At 58.6% G+C, this 17,997-nt stretch carries 16 protein-coding genes and 1 other RNA gene; 4 read left to right on the forward strand and 13 right to left on the reverse strand.

Features of this window, described 5'->3' with window-relative positions:
• Positions 1 to 136: 136 nt before the first annotated feature.
• A complete protein-coding gene (locus GBC55_RS13130) occupies positions 137 to 2,056 on the reverse strand; it encodes a methyl-accepting chemotaxis protein (protein WP_162437875.1) in 1,920 nt (639 codons plus the stop codon).
• 311 nt (positions 2,057 to 2,367) lie between these two features.
• Here GBC55_RS13130 and GBC55_RS13135 point away from each other — a divergent pair, with 311 nt between their 5' ends.
• Positions 2,368 to 3,039 (forward strand): histidine phosphatase family protein, encoded by a 672-nt coding sequence (locus GBC55_RS13135; protein ID WP_162437876.1) that lies wholly within the window; start codon positions 2,368 to 2,370, stop codon positions 3,037 to 3,039.
• Positions 3,036 to 3,872, forward strand: coding sequence for a phosphatase PAP2 family protein (locus GBC55_RS13140; RefSeq protein WP_247266903.1), 837 nt, complete (start codon positions 3,036 to 3,038; stop codon positions 3,870 to 3,872). Before GBC55_RS13135 ends, GBC55_RS13140 begins: the two co-directional genes overlap by 4 nt.
• A gap of 44 nt (positions 3,873 to 3,916) precedes the next feature.
• Here the strand turns inward: GBC55_RS13140 and rimJ are convergent, their stop codons facing one another.
• From rimJ to GBC55_RS13160, 4 genes are all read right to left on the reverse strand, one after another.
• The gene (gene rimJ / locus GBC55_RS13145; RefSeq protein ID WP_162437877.1) at positions 3,917 to 4,504 is read right to left on the reverse strand and encodes a ribosomal protein S5-alanine N-acetyltransferase; all 588 of its coding nucleotides are present in this window, start codon (positions 4,502 to 4,504) and stop codon (positions 3,917 to 3,919) included.
• 232 nt (positions 4,505 to 4,736) lie between these two features.
• Complete coding sequence (locus GBC55_RS13150; RefSeq protein WP_162437919.1) at positions 4,737 to 7,076, reverse strand: TonB-dependent receptor; 2,340 nt, start codon at positions 7,074 to 7,076, stop codon at positions 4,737 to 4,739.
• Positions 7,077 to 7,250: 174 nt separating this feature from the next.
• On the reverse strand, positions 7,251 to 8,213 hold the full coding sequence (locus tag GBC55_RS13155) for a FecR domain-containing protein (protein WP_247266904.1): 963 nt from the start codon (positions 8,211 to 8,213) through the stop codon (positions 7,251 to 7,253).
• Positions 8,210 to 8,731, reverse strand: coding sequence for a sigma-70 family RNA polymerase sigma factor (locus GBC55_RS13160; RefSeq protein ID WP_162437878.1), 522 nt, complete (start codon positions 8,729 to 8,731; stop codon positions 8,210 to 8,212). Before GBC55_RS13160 ends, GBC55_RS13155 begins: the two co-directional genes overlap by 4 nt.
• Positions 8,732 to 8,970: 239 nt before the next feature.
• Between GBC55_RS13160 and GBC55_RS13165 the strand changes: the two genes are divergently transcribed.
• Both GBC55_RS13165 and GBC55_RS13170 read left to right on the forward strand, forming a co-directional pair.
• Positions 8,971 to 9,219 (forward strand): helix-turn-helix transcriptional regulator, encoded by a 249-nt coding sequence (locus GBC55_RS13165; protein ID WP_162437879.1) that lies wholly within the window; start codon positions 8,971 to 8,973, stop codon positions 9,217 to 9,219.
• Entirely contained in the window at positions 9,219 to 10,418 is a 1,200-nt protein-coding gene (locus GBC55_RS13170) for a type II toxin-antitoxin system HipA family toxin (protein WP_162437880.1), read from the forward strand. Before GBC55_RS13165 ends, GBC55_RS13170 begins: the two co-directional genes overlap by 1 nt.
• Before the next feature lie 39 nt (positions 10,419 to 10,457).
• Here the strand turns inward: GBC55_RS13170 and GBC55_RS13175 are convergent, their stop codons facing one another.
• The 8 genes from GBC55_RS13175 to GBC55_RS13210 form a co-directional block, all read right to left on the reverse strand.
• Entirely contained in the window at positions 10,458 to 10,661 is a 204-nt protein-coding gene (locus GBC55_RS13175) for a hypothetical protein (protein WP_162437881.1), read from the reverse strand.
• Positions 10,662 to 10,808: 147 nt separating this feature from the next.
• Positions 10,809 to 11,205: a transfer-messenger RNA gene (gene ssrA / locus GBC55_RS13180) on the reverse strand.
• A 109-nt stretch (positions 11,206 to 11,314) separates the two neighbouring features.
• Positions 11,315 to 11,566, reverse strand: a complete 252-nt coding sequence (locus tag GBC55_RS13185; protein ID WP_162437882.1) for a hypothetical protein — start codon at positions 11,564 to 11,566, stop codon at positions 11,315 to 11,317.
• 242 nt (positions 11,567 to 11,808) lie between these two features.
• On the reverse strand, positions 11,809 to 12,084 hold the full coding sequence (locus tag GBC55_RS13190) for a hypothetical protein (protein WP_162437883.1): 276 nt from the start codon (positions 12,082 to 12,084) through the stop codon (positions 11,809 to 11,811).
• 110 nt (positions 12,085 to 12,194) lie between these two features.
• Complete coding sequence (locus GBC55_RS13195; RefSeq protein WP_162437884.1) at positions 12,195 to 15,023, reverse strand: FAD-binding and (Fe-S)-binding domain-containing protein; 2,829 nt, start codon at positions 15,021 to 15,023, stop codon at positions 12,195 to 12,197.
• Entirely contained in the window at positions 15,020 to 15,691 is a 672-nt protein-coding gene (locus GBC55_RS13200) for a lactate utilization protein (protein WP_162437885.1), read from the reverse strand. Before GBC55_RS13200 ends, GBC55_RS13195 begins: the two co-directional genes overlap by 4 nt.
• Positions 15,691 to 17,145: a LutB/LldF family L-lactate oxidation iron-sulfur protein gene (locus tag GBC55_RS13205; protein ID WP_162437886.1), complete on the reverse strand. Its 1,455-nt coding sequence runs from the start codon at positions 17,143 to 17,145 to the stop codon at positions 15,691 to 15,693. The genes GBC55_RS13200 and GBC55_RS13205 overlap by 1 nt, the downstream gene beginning before the upstream one ends.
• Complete coding sequence (locus GBC55_RS13210; protein WP_162437887.1) at positions 17,142 to 17,966, reverse strand: (Fe-S)-binding protein; 825 nt, start codon at positions 17,964 to 17,966, stop codon at positions 17,142 to 17,144. The genes GBC55_RS13205 and GBC55_RS13210 overlap by 4 nt, the downstream gene beginning before the upstream one ends.
• Positions 17,967 to 17,997 lie beyond the last annotated feature (31 nt).

A 17,997-nucleotide genomic window follows, 5' to 3' on the forward strand; every position in this document is an offset into this window, starting at 1 on the left:
GCTGCCGCAGGCTGCGATCTTTTGACCTTGCTTTTGATTGTTCAAAGCGAGAATCAAAAGATCGCAGCCTGCGGCAGCTCCTACATGACGTGTTGAATTTTGCGGGCATGCCGCTGATTTCACACGTTGATGAAAATTAGACGCGGAAGTGGCTCACCATCTGTTGCAACTGACCACCCAAACGCGCCAGTTCAACGCTCGACTTTGCCGTTTCATCGCTGGCGGCGGCGGTCTGTTCGGAGACGTCGCGCACGTTGACGATGCTGCGGCTGATCTCTTCGGCGACGGCGCTTTGCTGTTCGGCAGCCGCGGCGATCTGCTGGTTCATCGACTGGATATTCGACACCGTACGGGTGATGTTCTCCAGTGACAGGCCGGCCTTGCGCGTCAGTGCGACGCTGCTGTCGGTCAGGGTGCGGCTGTTGTGCATCACAGTCGACACTTGCTGGGTACCGTTCTGCAAACCGGCGACCAGGCCTTCGATTTCCTCGGTGGATTTCTGTGTGCGTTGGGCCAGGCCCCGCACTTCGTCGGCCACCACGGCGAAACCACGACCGGCTTCACCGGCGCGGGCGGCTTCGATGGCGGCGTTGAGGGCCAGCAGGTTGGTCTGTTCGGCGACGGCCTTGATCACGTCCATGACACTGCCGATCTTGTCGCTCTCTTGCTGCAGCACACTCATCGCTTCAGTGGAGCGCGCCACTTCGGTGGCCAGGCGTTCGATCTGTGCAATGGCTTCACTGACCACCTTGTCGCCTTCACGCGCTTCGCCGTCAGCAGCCGCTGCCGCCTGGGAGGCTTGTTCAGCATTGCGCGCGACTTCCTGCACCGTGGCGGTCATTTCGTGCATGGCCGTGGCCACCTGATCGGTCTCGATTTTCTGGCTGTTTACACCGGCGCTGGTTTGTTCGGTCACGGCGGACAATTCTTCAGCGGCGCTGGCGATCTGCGTGACGCCATCGCGGATACCGCTGATCAAGTCGCGCAGGGTCACGCCCATCCGTGCGATGCCTTGCTGTAACACACCGAGTTCGTCCCGGCGCGTGACCTTGACGTCCTGGGAGAGGTCGCCGCTGGCGATGCGCTCTACCACGGCCAGGGTGTCCCGCAGCGGACCGGTGATCTGGCGGGTGATGAGCACTGCAGCAATGACGCCCACCAGCAACGCCAGCAAGGTGCTGATCAGTTGCAGGGTGCGGGCTTGTGCGCTTTCGATGTCGCGGCGGTCAAGCTGGATCTGATACAGCTGATCGCTCAGGGACACGATGGCGGCGCCCTGGTCGGTCATTTCCTTGCGCGCCTGCACGGCATCGTTGCTGGCATTTTTATAGGCCAGCAAAGAGCTGCGGTAGTTGCCCAGCGCAGTCTCCAGCTGACGCAAGGCGTCGAGTTGGGTGTCGGCAAAATGCACATTCAGCGATTTCAGGCTGGCAATCGCCGCGTCCAGTTGGGTGACGGCTTTTTGTTCGGTCTCGGCATTGGTGGTCGCGGTGTAGCCGCGCACTTCGTAACGAGCCAGCAGGAATGCTTCCTTGGCGGCAGTGATGGCCAGGAATTGTTCGAAGCGCTGATCGCTCAGCGGCATTTGCTGCACGTGGGTGTAAAGGGTGTTGATCAGCGTGTTGGCGGTTTCAGCGTTGGCGCCCATGGCGTCGCGGGCGCTGTTGCCGGTGCGGTAGGCGCTGCGCATTTTGTTCAGGGACGTCTTATAGGCATCGATCTCGGCGCCTTGCTCCCTGAGCAACTTGAGGTTTTCCGGGCTCTTGAATTTCGCCAGCAGCGCTTGTTGCTGGGCGGAAAACGCATCAAGCGTGGTTTGTACATTCTGTGCGGCGGTTTCGTCGCCGTTGGTCAGCATGTACTGCAGGCGAACCACACGCAGCTTGGTCAGGCCGGCGTTGAGTTGGGTGATATCGCTCATCCAGTTGCTGCGGTCAATCAGCCCGCCAAGGCTGGTCCAGCCGGTCAGAGCGAGGACGCAGGTCAGCGCCAGGACCAGGCCAAAACCCAGGCCCAGTTTCAGGTTGACGCTGATGTTACCGAACCAGCTATTCATCAAATTCCTCCAGGAACGTTGTCTGTCTTGATCGTCGGTTGGCTGGAAGATTGTTGTTTTTGAGAGCCAGCAAAAATGGGTAGCAGGTGTGTATCGGCCGCACGTTGGGTAACTGAAGATCAAAAGATTGCAGCCTCGTTTCACTCGACAGCTCCTACAGAGGTACGCGCTCCCAATGTAGGAGCTGTCGAGTGAAACGAGGCTGCGATCTTTAAGCTTTTTTTCACAACCGTTTCACTCCCCGCCGACGCGGCCCTCTCTACCCTCGCGGCATCGAATGAAAGTGGTGCATGCCGACGGGGCGGCTTGATGTGGAATTAAGACTGAGTCTGTTCGGGATAAAACGCTCGATTGATGTGGGCTGGCTGAGCCGTTATCGAAACACCGCCGTAGTGCTGGCCTCGGCGCTGCTGGTCATCCCGTTGACGATATGGCTGTTGGCGCCGGCTGCCGTGCCGGACCTGTCCCACGGTAACGTCGCGGGCGCCCGGGCATTGGTCGACGGGTGGGCCAAAGGCGACATGATCGTGCTGGTGCGCCACGTCGAACGCTGCGATCACTCCAGCGCCGTGTGCCTGAATGGTGACGACGGCATTACTGATCGCTCCCGCAGCGTCGCAGTGAGCGTTGGGGCGCGGTTCGAGCAGTTGGGGCTGGAAAAAGCCGATGTCTACAACAGCCCGTTGCTGCGCACGGCGCAAACGGCCGGGTACATGTTCAATAAAGTGGGCGTGGGCGAAGACTGGCTGATCAATTGCCGGGGCACCATGCTGCGCGATGCGCTGAAGCACAAAGTGCCGGGTCGAAATCTCATTCTGGTTACCCACAGTGAATGCATGTCGCAACTGGAAAAAGACCTCAAACTTCCGGCCTCGACACTCGGTTATGGCGCGTCTTTGTTCATCACGGCTGAAGCGTTCAAAGCTCCGCGCATGCTCGGTTTTGTTGAAGCGTCGGATTGGCAATCGGTGTCCACTCAATGAGCAAATCCATGCGCTTCTATGGCTTCAATTTCGGTATTCCGCTGGCGCTCGCCGTCGTGGTGTTCCTGCTGTTCGACCTGACCCGAATCGACATCGCCTTCAACGATCTTTTCTATGACCCGGTCACGCAGACATTCCCGCTGGACCATGTGCACTGGTTCGAAAAAATCACCCACAAGTGGGCGCGCATCATTCCGAACTGGACCGGCGAAATCGCCATCATCGGTGCCTTGCTGTCGTTTTTATGGCCGCGCCTGAAGGCTGAGAAGCATTCGAAAATCATCGCGTTCCTGGAGAAGATCAACGTTGGCCCGGTGCTGCGGTTTGCCACCAGACACCGTCGGGACTTTCTGTATGTGGTGTTCGCGTTCTCCATCAGTACCGGCGTGATCCACTACCTCAAGGGTCACACCAGCGTGTATTGCCCCATTGAAACGACGCAGTACGGTGGGAAGATCGAGCACAAGGAGTGGTATCAGAATTTCGACTTGCTGAAAGTCGCGGGTGACGGGCGCTGCTGGCCGGGCGGACATGCCTCGGGTGGCTTCACCATGCTGGCGCTGTACTTCGTCGCGCGTCGCTATCGCTGGCGCTATTCCAAAGCGCTGATGTACGGCTCGCTGGCGCTGGGCTTCGTCTACGGCACCACACGTGTCCTGCAAGGCTGGCACTACATGTCCCACACATTCTGGGCCGGGATCTTTGTGTGGCTGGCGTGTTTGCTGACGGCGCTGGCGTTTTACGGGAGAGCACGGTTGGAGCTGCCGGTGGAGCACGCATCCGTGCACTCTGCTGGTCATGCGTTATCGCAAGCAGGCGCACTTCCACGGTAGAGATGTGTTGCGCAAGAAGGGTTCGTCGAACAAGCCGGTAATGCTCAGGCGAGACGTCGCGTCCAGCGCTGATCCGGTGTTTCAAAACGCTGATTGACCAACGCGGTCAGCACGTGATCTTGCCAACGCCCGGCGATGCTTAAAAAAGCCTTGGCGTATCCCTCTCGTTCAAAGCCCAGGCGCTCCAGCAGTTGCGCACTGCGCTCGTTGCCGGGGATGTAGTTGGCCATGATCCGGTGCAGGTTTTGTTCATCAAACATGTAATCGATAGCCCTGACCAAGGCTTCGCGCATCAGGCCCTGGCCTTCGTGTGATACGTCGATGTGGTAACCCAGGTAGCAGGCCTGAAAAGCGCCACGCACGATACTGCTGAAGTTGCAGGCCCCGATCATTTGGTTGCCGTCGTTGTTCAGTACAGCGAAATGCACCGCCAGGCCGGCTTTGAACGCGCTGGCCTGAATTTCAAGACGTCCGCGGGTTTTTTCAGCGCAGTGATAGTCCGTCGGACGAATTGGCGACCAGGGTGCAAGGTGTTTTTGGTTGCGTTGGTAGAAGTCGCTTTCCAGGTCTGCCTGGTCGGGGCTTAGCACCGCCAGCGTCAGGCGTTGGCAGGGGAGGGTCAGCAGTGACATGGAGCGCTCCGCAAGTGAGGGGTGCCCCAGAATTGCCTAAGCGGTTGTAAAACTCAAATGACGAGCTGGTTTTCTCCAGGCAAAAAAAAGCCCGCGGGAGGGCGGGCAAACCGTAGTTTCTTGAATGAGCGAGGGCAATGTACCGTTTGACGAGGCGCGATGGGGTGAAGAAAAATTCATCTGCACGGCGCACTGTTTTCACAATGCGCTCGCTCATTCCCGTTGGCCGCTATCAGAAGTCGTACTTGAAACTGGTCATGATATTGCGCGGTGCGCCGTAGTTGGCCGACAGGGCTGGGGAGCTGTAGTACTCGCGGTCAAACACGTTGTTCACGTTCACCGACGCCGTCAGGTTACGGGTGATGTCATAGCGCGCCAGCACGTTGGCAATCGCGTAGCTGCCTTGGGTAAAGGTGTGCAAGTCGATGCCGGTTTTGCTCTGCCAGTTGACGCCACCGCCGAGGGTCAGCTTGTCCAGCGGGCCGTGCAGGCGATAGCTGGTGAACGTCTTGACGCTGTTGCGCGGCATCATGGTGCTGATGCGGGCGTCGTCCGCGTCGGTGGTCACCGAGTAGGCATAGCCTGCAGACGCTTGCCAGCCTTCAGCCAGTTCACCGTTGAGCTCCAGCTCGATGCCTTTGGACGTGGTGTCCTGCTCGGCGCTGTACACGTTGTCGTGTTGCCAGATCGCCAGGTTGTCCTGCTCCAGTTTGAACAGCGCAACGCTGGAGTTCAGCTTGCCGTCAAGGTGCGTGCCTTTCAGGCCGATCTCGTAGCCCTTGCCTTCCATCGGGTCGAGGGGTTTGTTGTCTTCGTTTGTGACCCACGAGGCTTGCGGGCTGAAAATGCTGGTGTAGCTGGCGTACACCGACCAGGTGTCGTTGAGGTCGTAAACCACGCCGGCGTAAGGAATGAACACGCCGTTCTCTTCACGATTGACCTCGGTTTCGGGTGCGCCATACGGGCGGTCCGTGGTGTCGCGTTTCCAGTCGATCAGTCGGCTGCCGAGGATCAGGCTCAGGTCGTCGGTCACGCTGAAACGTGAGGTCAGGTAGGCCGCGTATTGGGTTTCGTCCATGGACGATTTGCCACTTTCGATGAAGTCGGGCTTGGGTGAGTTGCCGTCCCAGGTGAACAGGTTGTCGATCGCGCCTCCCGCAGAAGAGGCGTAGTCGTATTGCCAGCCGCCCCAGCCCGGAACACTTTCCTTGTATTTGGAAAGGGTCATCCCGCCGATCAACTCATGCTCGCGACCAAACAGTCCGAACGGGCCGGTGACGTACAGGTCGAGGTTGTCCTGCCTTGGCGTACCGGAGAACCGCACGGGCAATTGTGAAGTGCCGCTGCCGTCCTTGTTGAGATCGCCCATCACATAGTTGAAGGCTTCATCGAATTTGTTTTCCGCGTGGGTGTACTCGATCTTGCCGCTCCAGCCGTTGGCGAATTGCTGCTCGATGGAGGTGAAGAACGTGGTCTGTTCGTGATCGTTATAGGACCAGTCCGGCGCCCCGTTGATCGAGCGCTTGAGGTCGGTGCGTTCGCCGGTGCTGAAGCGCGAGGGCAAGCCCGTGCGCAGCGGCGAGTCGACGTCGGTGCGCTGGTAGCTGAAGCCCATGGTCAGCAGGGTGTCTTCGCTCAGGTCGAATTCGCTGATGCCGTAGAGCAGTTGCGATTGCAGGTTGAAGCGGTCGATCCAGGCATCCTGGGTCTTGTAGTCCGCCACCAGGCGCCCACGCACGTTGCCGCTTTCGGTCAGGGGGCCGGACACGTCGAAGCCGCTGCCGTAGCGATCCCAGTTACCGGCTTCACCGGTGATGCTGGCCCGGGCCTCGGCGGTCGGGCGCTTGCGAATCAGATTGATGGTCGCCGAGGGGTTGCCCATGCCGCTGATCAGGCCGGTGGCGCCGCGAATGATCTCGACGCGGTCGTACATCGCCATGCTCTGGGTGTAGTTGTCCAGACGCGTGTTGGTGGGCACGCCGTCGATCTCGTAGTTCTGGATAACGAAGCCGCGGGAATAGTAGGTGTCAGTCTCCGCACCGAGGCCGTCACGAACGACGGTGATGCCTGAGGTGGCATCCATGGCGTCGGTCAGGGTTGTCAGGTTCTGGTCATCCAGACGCTGGCGGGTCATCACCGTCAACGACTGCGGGGTTTCACGCGGGGTGAGGTTGAGCCGGGTCGAACTGCTGGACGAGTAGGTGGTGTATAGACCGGTGCCTTCGGTAGTCGACCCCGGCGCCTTGCCGGAAATGGACACCGCGCTCAGCTGCAACGCATCGCCGGAACTGGCCACCAGCGAATAGTTGCCGTTGGCGCCACGGCTGGCTTCCAGGCCAGTGCCCGCCAGGAGCATCGCCAGGCCTTGGTCCACGTCGTACTGGCCGTTGAGCCCTGGCGTTGTCTGGCCTTCGGTCAACGGGGTGGAGTAGGACAGCAGGATGTGCGCCGTTTGACCAAAACGCGTCAGGGCAGGTGCCAATGGCCCGGCTGGAATATCGAACGACTGCAACGTTTGTTCGGCGGCCTGCGCCCAGTTCGGGGCAATCATCAACGATGTGGTCGCCGTCATGCAGGCGATACCTTGAACCACTGCGCCGGCCAGTTTTTGTTTGAGGGATAAGTGCCAGAGCTGGCCGTTGCGAGCGGTGAAATCCACGAGTTGTTCCCCATTGAATGTAAGTGTCTGGGGTTTAAGTCTCGCGAGATTCGAAAACGGACCACCCAATCGCAAAAAAAAGTGGTGTCAGGTCAGCCGGGGTTTCAGCGTGACCCAATAGCGGGTGAATTGCTGAACGTCGAGTTGCAGGGTGTCGGCGACGGCGAAAATGATCCGCTCGGTGTTGGCCAGGGGAAATGTGCCTGATACGCGTACGTCGGCCAGGCTCGGATCACAGGCCAGATGTCCGCGCCGGTAGCGGCTCAGTTCTCCGAGGAAGTCTTGGAGTGGCTGCCCCTGGGCAACCAGCATGCCCTGGCTCCAGGCGGGAGGCGTGAGTGCCACGGCTTGACGGGTAATCAGGCCCTGGGCGTTGAAACTGAGCTGCTCGCCCGCCTGCAAAGTCATTGCCAGTTGGCGTTGTGCCAACGGATTGATCACCAGCGAGCCTTGGTAAACGCTGACCTGTGTAATACCCGAGCGCTGCCTGACGCTGAACCGTGCCAGCGCCACATCCAGACGACCTTCGGCGGTTGCTATCGACAGTGGGCGGCCATCGGTAATCTTGTCCCGGGTGACCAACATCTCCCCGCGCAGCAGTTTGATGCGTCGTACTTCTCGTTCGAACACCACGTTGATCGCACTGTCGGTGTTGAGCTGTACGTGTGTGTTGTCCGCGAGCGCGATACGCCGCTGCTCGCCGATTCGACTGTGGTAATCGGCGGTCAAGTCCTGCAGGAACGCGGCGTCTTTCATGCTCCAGGCCCCCGCGCCTGCTGCCATCAATACACCGAGTTGCTTGATCGCCATGCGCCGCGACATCGTCGGGCGAAGGGCGGCGTGGGCCAGCGGGCGCTGGTTCGGGGAGCGGATATCGCTCATGCGTTGAGAGAATGCTTCGGCACGCTGCCATGCGTGCTCGTGAACGGGGTGTGCCTGGCGCCAGTTCATCCACGCAGCCAGGGTGTCTTCGCTGACGTCGCGTTCCTGCAGTTCCAGATGCCAGTGCATGGCTTGTTCGGCGACGTCGCCGGGGATGGGCGGCTTCACTGCAAATCCAGGCTGTCATCGAACATGATGCACAGGGCGCCCGCTTTGACGATGTAGCGCTTGACGGTGGTGATGGAAATGGCGAGCCGATCAGCGATTTCGCCATGGCTCAGCCCATCCACCTGCGACCACAGAAAGGCCTCGCGAACCGGGCGCTCAAGGCATTCCAGTGCGGCATCGAGGGCGATCAGGGTTTCCAGCAGGATGGCCTGCGTTTCAAGACTGGGTGCGGTGAGCTCTGGCATGGCTGCCAGTGCTTCAAGATAAGCGCGTTCAAGTTTTTGCCGGCGGTAATGATTGGATAAAACGCTTTGTGCCACCTTCGCCAGAAACGTGCGTGGCGCATGCAACTCCGGCACCTGCTCCTTGGCCAGCAGTCGCATAAAGGTGTCCTGTGCCAGGTCAGCTGCACTTTGCGAACAGTTGAGCCGGCGCCGTAACCAGTTCTGCAACCAACTGTGCTGTTGTCGATACAGCACGGCCACGTCGCAAAAGCCGGTTTGAGAGGGTGAGGACATGGTCTGATAGCGCCGGATGAGTAAATATCACAAATGATAATACTTATCATATAGATCGGCCGGGTGTGGCTGCAAGGGCGGTGTTTGATTGCTCGGGCAAATGGTCGGTCGCATGCGCCTGTTGACCCGTCACAGGAATGTCAGGGCAGGAAATAGGGCGTTACCCAGGATAAAATCTTTAGGTCGCGCGAATGTTATGTATGCGGTACATTTATTGGCAAATGTTAAGGATACTGAACATGGATTACGCTCTTCTTGTAGATCGTCTCGGCGAACAGATACGCGAAAAGCGCATCAATCGCGGCTTGACTCAGGCACAGGTCGCTCAACTCGCCGGTTTGACACGGCAGAAAGTCATTGCTGTAGAGAAGGGTACATTGTCGGTGAGCATGCTCGCGTTTGCCCGGGTGTTGGGTGCGCTGGATTGTGAGTTCGAGGTGGTTCCAGCCCGCATGCCCACTCTAGAAGAACTGGGGGACATGTTCTAATGAAAATGACCTCGCTGAACGTCAGTACTCCCGAAGGCAATAGCGGGAGGGTCTTCGCCAGTGCAGCAGATTTTGTGTTCCGCTACGACGACGATGCGCGCTCCGAAAGTGCGATCAGCTTGTCGATGCCTGTGCGACTAGACGATTTCCGTCGGCGGGATCTGCATCCTGTTTTCCAGATGAACTTGCCGGAAGGGTATGTGCTGGAGCAGTTGCGTAATCGCCTGGCTAAAACAACCAATGTTGATCCGTTTCTGTTGCTCGCGCTTTCCGGTAGCAGTGCACCCATTGGTCGGGTTCACGTGCGCTCACAAGCAGTTGATGCGCTGCTGGGGGAGCAGAGATTTGCCGGGGAAAATCTCGAAGAGATTCTGACGTGGGACGGCACGGAAGATATTTTTGCCGACCTGCTGGATCGCTACATTCTGCGGGCAGGCATTTCAGGTGTTCAGCCAAAAGTCATGGTTCCTGAATATCAAGGAGTTGACTTGCCACGCGTCACCTCCAAAACCTCTGACTTGATTATTAAAAGTGGCCGTGATGAGTTTCCCGGGCTGGCAATCAACGAGTTCCTCTGTATGTCGATGGCTAAGGAGGCGGGCATCCCCGTCCCGCCGTTTTACCTTTCGGAAAACGCCAAGCTCTTTGTCATGCGTCGATTTGATCGTGACGATCAGCTCAACCCGATTGGATTCGAGGACATGGCAGCGCTGATGGGGCTTTCAGCCGATCAAAAGTACAGCAAAAGCTACGCAGCGATTGCCAAGGCAGTCCGAGTATTTTGCCCGGCGGTGCACATCAGATCGTCATTGGACCAGCTATTCGATAGCGTCGCGTTGAGTTGTATTGTCGGAAATGGTGATGCGCATTTGAAAAATTATGGCTTGCTCTATTCCGAGCCGACCCAACGCGACGCGCGACTGGCGCCGGCTTATGACATCCTCAACACAACGGCCTACATCCCGGAGGATATCCTGGCGCTGGATCTGGCGGGTAACAAATCACTGTTTGCCTCACGCCAGGGGCTATTGGAGTTCGCGCAGACATGCGAGGTCGAGCGACCTCAGGAGCGAATTCAGCACCTGCTTACGGCTGTTGAAGGGGTGCTAGAGCGCTACCCCCAGTATCGGGAGCAGGCGCCTAATGTAGTGGGAGCAATTCAACGAGCGGCAGCACCTTTCGCACTCACGTTCGGGTAGTGTTTGGTCGACAGTCAGTTTAAAGGACGGCTCACCTGGTTACTTGGATGCACCAAGCCCGAATTTCAGCCCGCCCCAATTCCACTCCTTCGATTGCTTCACATAGCATCCAGGCTGATTGGCGGGGGTAGCATCACAAGCGATACGACCACCCTTGCTGGTGTCGGCCGTGCGGTCGTTGTAGTGCGCGCAGCCGGAGGCCATCGAAAAAATCAGCGCGGCGGTCAGGGTTTTGAGGGTCATGACAGCATCCTTGCAGGTGGATCTGAAGCATAGGTCCCGATGTGTCGGGACGTCCAGAGACTCTTCGAAGGCAGGGACGCCCCAGGATTAGAAACCTCCAGATGCAACAAAGCCCGCACTGGGCGGGCTTTGTTGGTGCTTCGTATTTGGTGGAGCCGGGGGGATTTGAACCCCCGTCCGCCAGTACTCCGCTGTCGGTACTACATGCGTAGCCGTTTCTATTAAGTTAACCCTCAGCGACCCGAAGGGCAGGGTGCTTTGGGCGAGTTGTGTAAGTTTTAGCCGCTTCGTCCACAACGTACTGCACGGCGATTCTGTTCTATATGACAATCACTTCGGGTTTACAGACATCCCCTAGTGATTGCTGGACCCGAAGGTACCAGAAGCTCAGGGCTAAGGCTGCTTACGCAGCGAGAGCGAATTCCTGGCCGTAGTTTTCGTCATTGGCAACTATAAGTAGTTGCAACAGTGGATTTACGAGTTCTGTTACCAACTCGGCATGCACCTAAAGTTTCGCAACCGGCGTCGAATCCTAAACGGCCCCGAGTCTGTTGCTCGGTGAATCAAGTGAGCAACAGACCTGCGCAGTGTACGCCAACGCGACTCAGAAGGCCAACCCGAAGGTTGGCCGCGAGTGATTATGTGCTCGCTGCTCAGTTTGCCATCGACAATGCCTGGGTGGCCTCAGTGGCGCATTTTTTTTCATCATTGGCAGCCTGTGAAGCTTTGGCGCTGGCCAGCAACCTCCTGATCTCCGGTGCGTTGGCGGAGGTCGCTGGCAGCGAATTCACTTTGGCTTCGAGTTCCTGCAGCTTGCTCGTACACAGGTTGTTATCCGCAGCAAATACGGGAGAGGTCAACATTGCAGCGGACATGAACAGACCAGCCAGTGCGGTACGTTTCATGGATATCTCCTAAGAATGATGGTCTCGGTGCTATCGCATGAGCGGGCTCGGCCGAGGTCGATCGACCGGCCGCGATGCTTGAGGCCTACTCAAAAGACCACGCCACTGCAAAGTAATTCGGTTTTAGAGAATCGTGAACGACGACAGGCCTGTTGCTCTGTCAATCGAGATGAGCAACAAGCCTGTGTGATTTACATCAGCGTCTGCGAAGCAGGCCATCCCAAAGGTTGGCCTTGTCGGGACTACTGCTTGCCGCCATCACTGGACTTCTGAATATCCTGAATCGTTTGGGTCGTTTCGGCGATGCAATCTTCCGTGCCTTTTTTGGTACCCGTCGCGTGATCAGCTTTGGCTTTTTCGACGGACGCCTGCACCTGTTCAGTCATCTCCGGAGAGATTTGCGACTTGGCATTTTCGATAGTTTTCAAATTGACCGCACAGAGGTCTTCGGCTGCGAACGAAGTGGACGCCATCATGGAAGCAGTAACGAATAGACCTAACAGTACAGAACGTTTCATGTGTATCTCCTTGAGCTGAGGGTCCAGGCATTTGCTGGCCATCAGGACGGGCTGCCGATTGGGGGAAGCCCGGCGATGTCCGGGCTTAATCTGTGGACTACAGCGGCGCGTCAGGGTTCTATTTTTTCTTCAGGTGACCTCGACCGTGTCACCCGGTCCACCAGATAGACCAGGCTGTGGTAGTCAATTCCACCGTGTTGTGTCAGACCAATCTCACAGGTGCGGCTCGTGGAAATCCCTTCGCTGCATTGTTGCACCGCATCCTTGAGCGTTCGCAGTGAATGAGCGTTCAGCTCCGGGGTGGTAAAGCCTTTGTCGCCGGCGAACCCACAGCAGTGAATGCCTTCGGGAATGACCACGGTTTTGCTGCACTTGCGCGCCAGATCGATCAGCGCCTGGCTCTCGCCCAGGTGCTGGGTGCTGCACGTGACGTGAACGGCGATCGGCGCTTCCTGTGGGGTGAAGTCGAGGCGATCCATCAGGTGGGTGCGGATGAAACGTACCGGGTCGTATAGGTCCAGGCGCACATCGCCCACATCCTGGACCAGGCGCAAGGTGCAGGGGCTGGTGTCGCAGTAGATGGGGTCGAGCCCACCTCGACTGGCGTGCAGCAGCGCGCCGATCAGTTCCTGGCGTTTGTGCTCGGCCTGCTCTGCGTAGCCTTTGGATGCGAAGGGCTGGCCACAGCAGAGGTTGTCCTGATTGTCCGGAAAGACAACCTGGTAACCGGCTTTTTCCAGCAGCCCACGGGTTTTGTCGTACAGCGACATTTGTTCGTTATCGCCGGCTGCCGGTCCCATGACTCGCGAAACACATGCCGCCAGATAAACCACCCGAGGGCGCTCGTCCGAGACGGTCGGGCTGAAGCGAATGGCTTTTTCCGGTTGCGGCATGGCGCTGGTCCATTGCGGGACCTGGCCTTTGGATAAGCGGTTCAGTGTCGCCGACAGCTTTGCCAGACGCGGCGCCCCCAGCATCATTCGTGCACCATTGGCGACGTGCAGGGTAAAACGCGCCCCTTGCAGTGCCGTGGCGAAATTACCTTCAAGCCAGTTGGCAGTTTTCGTATGCGTCGCCTTACGGCTGCGGAGCTTTTTCACCAGCTCGCCGGTATTGATTCCTACAGGACAACGCTGCGCACACAGCCCGGTGGCGGCACACGTTTCGATGCCTTGGTAGTCGTAGGCCGCTTCCAACTCGGTAGTGTCCACGCCGGCACGCTTCTTCGCCTGAATATCGCGCCATATCACGATGCGCTGGCGCGGGCTCAAAGTCAGGCCCTTCGACGGGCAGACGGGTTCGCAGAAGCCGCACTCGATGCACTTATCCACAATCTCATCGGCGGCCGGCAGCGGCTTCAAGTGCTTGAGATGAATTTGCGGATCGTTGCTGAGCACAACGTCGGGGTTGAGAATCCCATGGGGATCGAGCAGACGTTTGAGTTGCCACATCAACTGGTAGGCGTCGCTGCCCCATTCCAGTTCGACGAAGGGGGCCATGTTGCGCCCGGTACCGTGCTCGGCTTTTAAAGAACCGCCAAATTCCACTGCAACCAGCTGTGCGACGTCGTCCATGAAGGCCTGATAGCGTGCGACTTCTTCCGGGCTGTTGAAGCCTTGGGTGAAGACGAAGTGCAGATTACCTTCCAGTGCGTGTCCGAAAAGGATGGCTTCGTCGTAGTGATGCTTGTCGAACAGCTCGATCAAGCGGTTCACGCCGATCGCGAGTTGTTCCACCGGGAACGTCACGTCTTCGATGATCACCGTCGTGCCGGTTTGGCGTACGGCGCCAACGGCGGGAAAGGTGTCTTTGCGGATCGCCCAGAGGCGCGCGTTTTCGACCGGATCTTCAGTGAAATCGACTTGCTTCTCTACGGGAAAACCGGCCAGCGACGCCATGATTTGCCCGAGCTGTTCCTGCAACAGCGAGGACGATGCGGCGCGGGATTCGATCAACAGGGCGCAGGCATTATTCGACAGTTGTTGTACGAAAGCGGGCATGCCGGGTTTTTCCTGCACTGAGCGCAGGCTGCGCCGGTCCAGCAGTTCCACGGCGGACACCGGTTGGGTTTTCAACACGGTGACAGCGTTGCAACAGGTTTCCACGTCCGGGAACACGATCAGCGCCGACGCCTTGTTTGGGTGGTCGATGACGGTGTCGTAGGTCACAGCGCTGATGAAGCCAAGGGTGCCTTCGGAGCCGACCAGCAAATGGCTCAAGATATCCACAGGCTCATCGAAATCGACCAAGGCATTGAGTGACAGGCCAGTGGTATTTTTCAGACGGTATTTGTGGCGAATTCGTGCGGCGAGTTCGGTATTGGCGCGTGTCTCACGGCCCAGGGTTGCCAGACGTTCCAGCAATTGCCCATGGCTTGTGCGAAAGGCTGCAACGCTGGTTGCATCCTCGGTGTCGAGACGGCTTCCGTCTGCCAGCACCAAACGAATGCCAGCCAGCGTGTGGTAGGTGTTTTGCGCAGTGCCGCAGCACATGCCGCTGGCATTGTTGGCAACGATGCCGCCGATTTTGCAGGCGTTGATCGACGCCGGGTCCGGCCCGATCTTGCGTCCGAAGGGGGCCAGCCAGGCGTTCGCCTGCGCGCCGATAACGCCCGGTTGCAGGCGGATCTGCAGACCCTCGCCGCGGATCTCGCGCGCGTTCCAGTTATCCCCGAGGACGATCAATACCGAGTCGCTGATGGCCTGGCCGGAGAGGCTGGTGCCTGCGGCGCGAAACGTCACCGGGACCTGATCCCGTTGCGCCAGTTTAAGCAGCGCCACCACCTCATCTTCGGATTCGACGCGGATCACCAGTTTCGGAATCAATCGGTAGAAACTGGCATCGGTGCCGAAGGCCAGGGTCGACAGCGGATCATCGAAACGCCGGTCCTGGGGAATCAGTTGCTGCGTATCTCGCAGGAAAGCCGTCGGTAAACTCATTGATCCTCCAGGATCAGCACCACAAGGTCTTTCGGCCCGTGCGCGCCGTACGCCAGCACTTGTTCGATATCGGCAGTTTTCGAGGGGCCGGACACCAGCAGCGCGTTGGTCGGCATGCCCTTGGCCCATTCGAACTCTTGCTGCACCTGATAGAAGTTGTCGCGGATTTCGCTGGCCTTGAGCAGGGCGAAATGCACCGGCGGTACCAGGCTCATCAAGCGCGGTTCTTCTCGCGTCGGCCAGATAATGAGGCTGCCCGTGGCAGCGATTGCACCGAGTGTAGTGGTCAGGCTGGCCGGAGTGTCGTTGAACAATTCGGCTTTCCATTCCTCGACCGGGCGGTCGTAGGCTTTGAGCGTTGGAAGCGTGGGATTGTTCGCCCAGTGCTGAGTGACACGTTCGCCGTGGGGCGTCGTGGGTGCGATCAACAGGCTCGGTAATTGACGATCCTGCAGCAATTGCGCGAGCAGTGTCGGCCACTCGGCACCTGAAGTCAGGTGGATTTCCGTGTGCACCGCTTCCATCTGTTTGCGCAGTTGCGCGATGCGTTGTTCGGGGGCGTAGGTGTAAGGCGCTGTCACCAGTTCGACGTCGAAGTTGTCAGCCACCGGCGTGGTGCCGGTCAGACTGTTGCGCAATTTGGCGAGGATGTTTTGCTTGGCGCTCATCAACGGTCTCCCTGTTTGGCCAGGTGCGCGCGGGCCATGTCATGCAATGAGCGGGCGGCGGGTTTGGGTGCGCTGTGGTTTTGCGTCCAGGGCCCGACATTGTTCGGCGCCAGCGCGCGCAGGCGTGTGGCGAAGAAACCGAACAGCCGATAGAGCGTCGGCGAGCTATTGAGCCTTGCCCAGGCATTCCAGATAAACCGTTCCTTGCGTGAATATTTGCTGCCTTGGCCGCGCATCACTTTATGGGGCGTATCCGGGGCTTTCACGTTCTCTTCCCGTAGGCGCCTAAGCAAGGCTGGGATAGGAATTTTTACCGGGCAGACTTCGCCGCAGGCGCCGCACAGTGACGAGGCACTGGGGTGGTCCGGAACTTTTGCCAGCCCGACCATGTGAGGGGTGATGATCTTTCCGATAGGACCCGGGTAGACCTCGCCGTAGGCATGACCGCCGATTCGGGTATAGACCGGGCAATGATTCATGCAGGCGCCGCAGCGGATGCAGTTCAAAGTCTGGCGCAACTCACTGTCGGCAAAGGCCTGGCTGCGACCGTTGTCGAGCAAGACCAGGTGCACTTCCTGCGGGCCGTCGAGTTCATGATCCTGGCGTGGGCCGGAAATCATATTGACGTAGGTGGTGATCGGCTGGCCGAGGGCGGAGCGGGTCAACAAGGACAGCAGCGGGACAACGTCGCGCAGGTTTTCGACGACTTTTTCTATGCCGGTGACCGCGATGTGAACCGGCGGCACGGTGGTCGACATGCGCCCGTTGCCTTCATTTTCCACCAGCAGCAAGGTGCCGGTTTCGGCCACTGCGAAGTTGACGCCGGAGACGCCGATGTCCGCTTCGAAGAATTTCTGCCGCAGGACTCTGCGACCGATTTGAATGAGTTGGTCAACGTCCTTGGTGTATTCCACGCCAAGTTTGTCGTGGAACAAGGACGCGACCTGACCGGCATTCTTGTGGATCGCCGGCATAATAATGTGTGAAGGCTTCTCGTGGTCGAGCTGGACGATGTACTCGCCCATGTCCGATTCCAGGCATTCAATGCCACGATCAGCGAGGAAATGATTCATTTCCATTTCTTCGCTGACCATCGATTTGCCCTTGATCACTTGCCGCGCCTCGTGAGCCCGGATGATCGAGAAGACGATGCCATTGGCTTCGTCCACCGTTTCCGCCCAATGCACTGTCACACCGTTGCGGGTCAGGTTGTGTTCAAGCTGCTCGAGCAGGTCGGGCAGCTTTGATAACGCACGAGCGCGGACAGCGTTGCCCAGCGCTCGCAAATGTTCCCTTTCGTGGGCATCGCTGAAAGACGCTGCCCGTTTTGTCATCAGTGAATCCATCGCCGAGCGAAAGTTGTTTCGCAACTGCGTGTCACCCAGAGCCTCGTGAGCCCGAGTGCGGAAATCTTCTTCTACGGCAACCGTAGGAATAATCGCGGAAGCGTTCATAGAACACCTCCGGTTCGTTGCCAGAGGAAGCTGGCCAGGTGTTGGCCGCGCAACGCTTCCTGCTGTTTTTCCAGCGAGCCGTTGATGTTCATCAGGCAACCGCAGTCGGCACTGAGTACCTTGTGCGCGCCGGATTCCTTCAACGACCGGGTCTTGTCAGCCACCATCGCGCCGGAAATGTCTGGCATACGGACGCTGAACGTCCCACCAAAGCCACAACATTCGCTTTCGTGACCGTGCTCGACCCGTTCCACGTTGCTCAGTTGCGACAACAGCTTGCGACCGTGCAGGTGGGTGTTCATCTCACGACGCGCCGAACACGAGGTGTGCAGCGCCACTTTGATCGGCGCACCGCTGTCCTTGAGCTGCACCTTGCAAACGAACAGCAGAAACTCGGCCAACTCGTAGGTCCGTGCCGCCAAGGCCTGGACCTGTTTCAACGTGTGCGGCTCATCCTTGAACAAGTCGGCGTAGTGCTCGCGCAACATACCCGCGCAAGAACCTGACGGCACCACCACCGGGTAGTCCTCGGCGAACAGCGCCAGCTGCGAGCGCGCTACGGTCCGGGCCTGTTCGGTGTAACCCGAGGTGTAGGCCGGTTGTCCGCAGCAGCTTTGCCCTTGCGGATACTCGACACGAATGCCTTCGCGCTCCAGCAGGTGGATCGCATCCATCCCAGCTTCGGGGTAGAACAAATCCACCACGCACGTCCCGAACAGGTAGACCCGCTGCGGTTTTTCGCTGGGGTATTGCCGTGGCTCGGGCAGTGGCGGGGCGACTCGGGTCGCGTTCGGCACAGCGTTGTAAAAAAGCTCGCTCATCAGGCGTGTCTCCGGGTTGTCCCGGTTATCC

The sequence above is a fragment of the Pseudomonas sp. TNT3 genome (genome assembly GCF_010095445.2).
Classification (GTDB): domain Bacteria; phylum Pseudomonadota; class Gammaproteobacteria; order Pseudomonadales; family Pseudomonadaceae; genus Aquipseudomonas.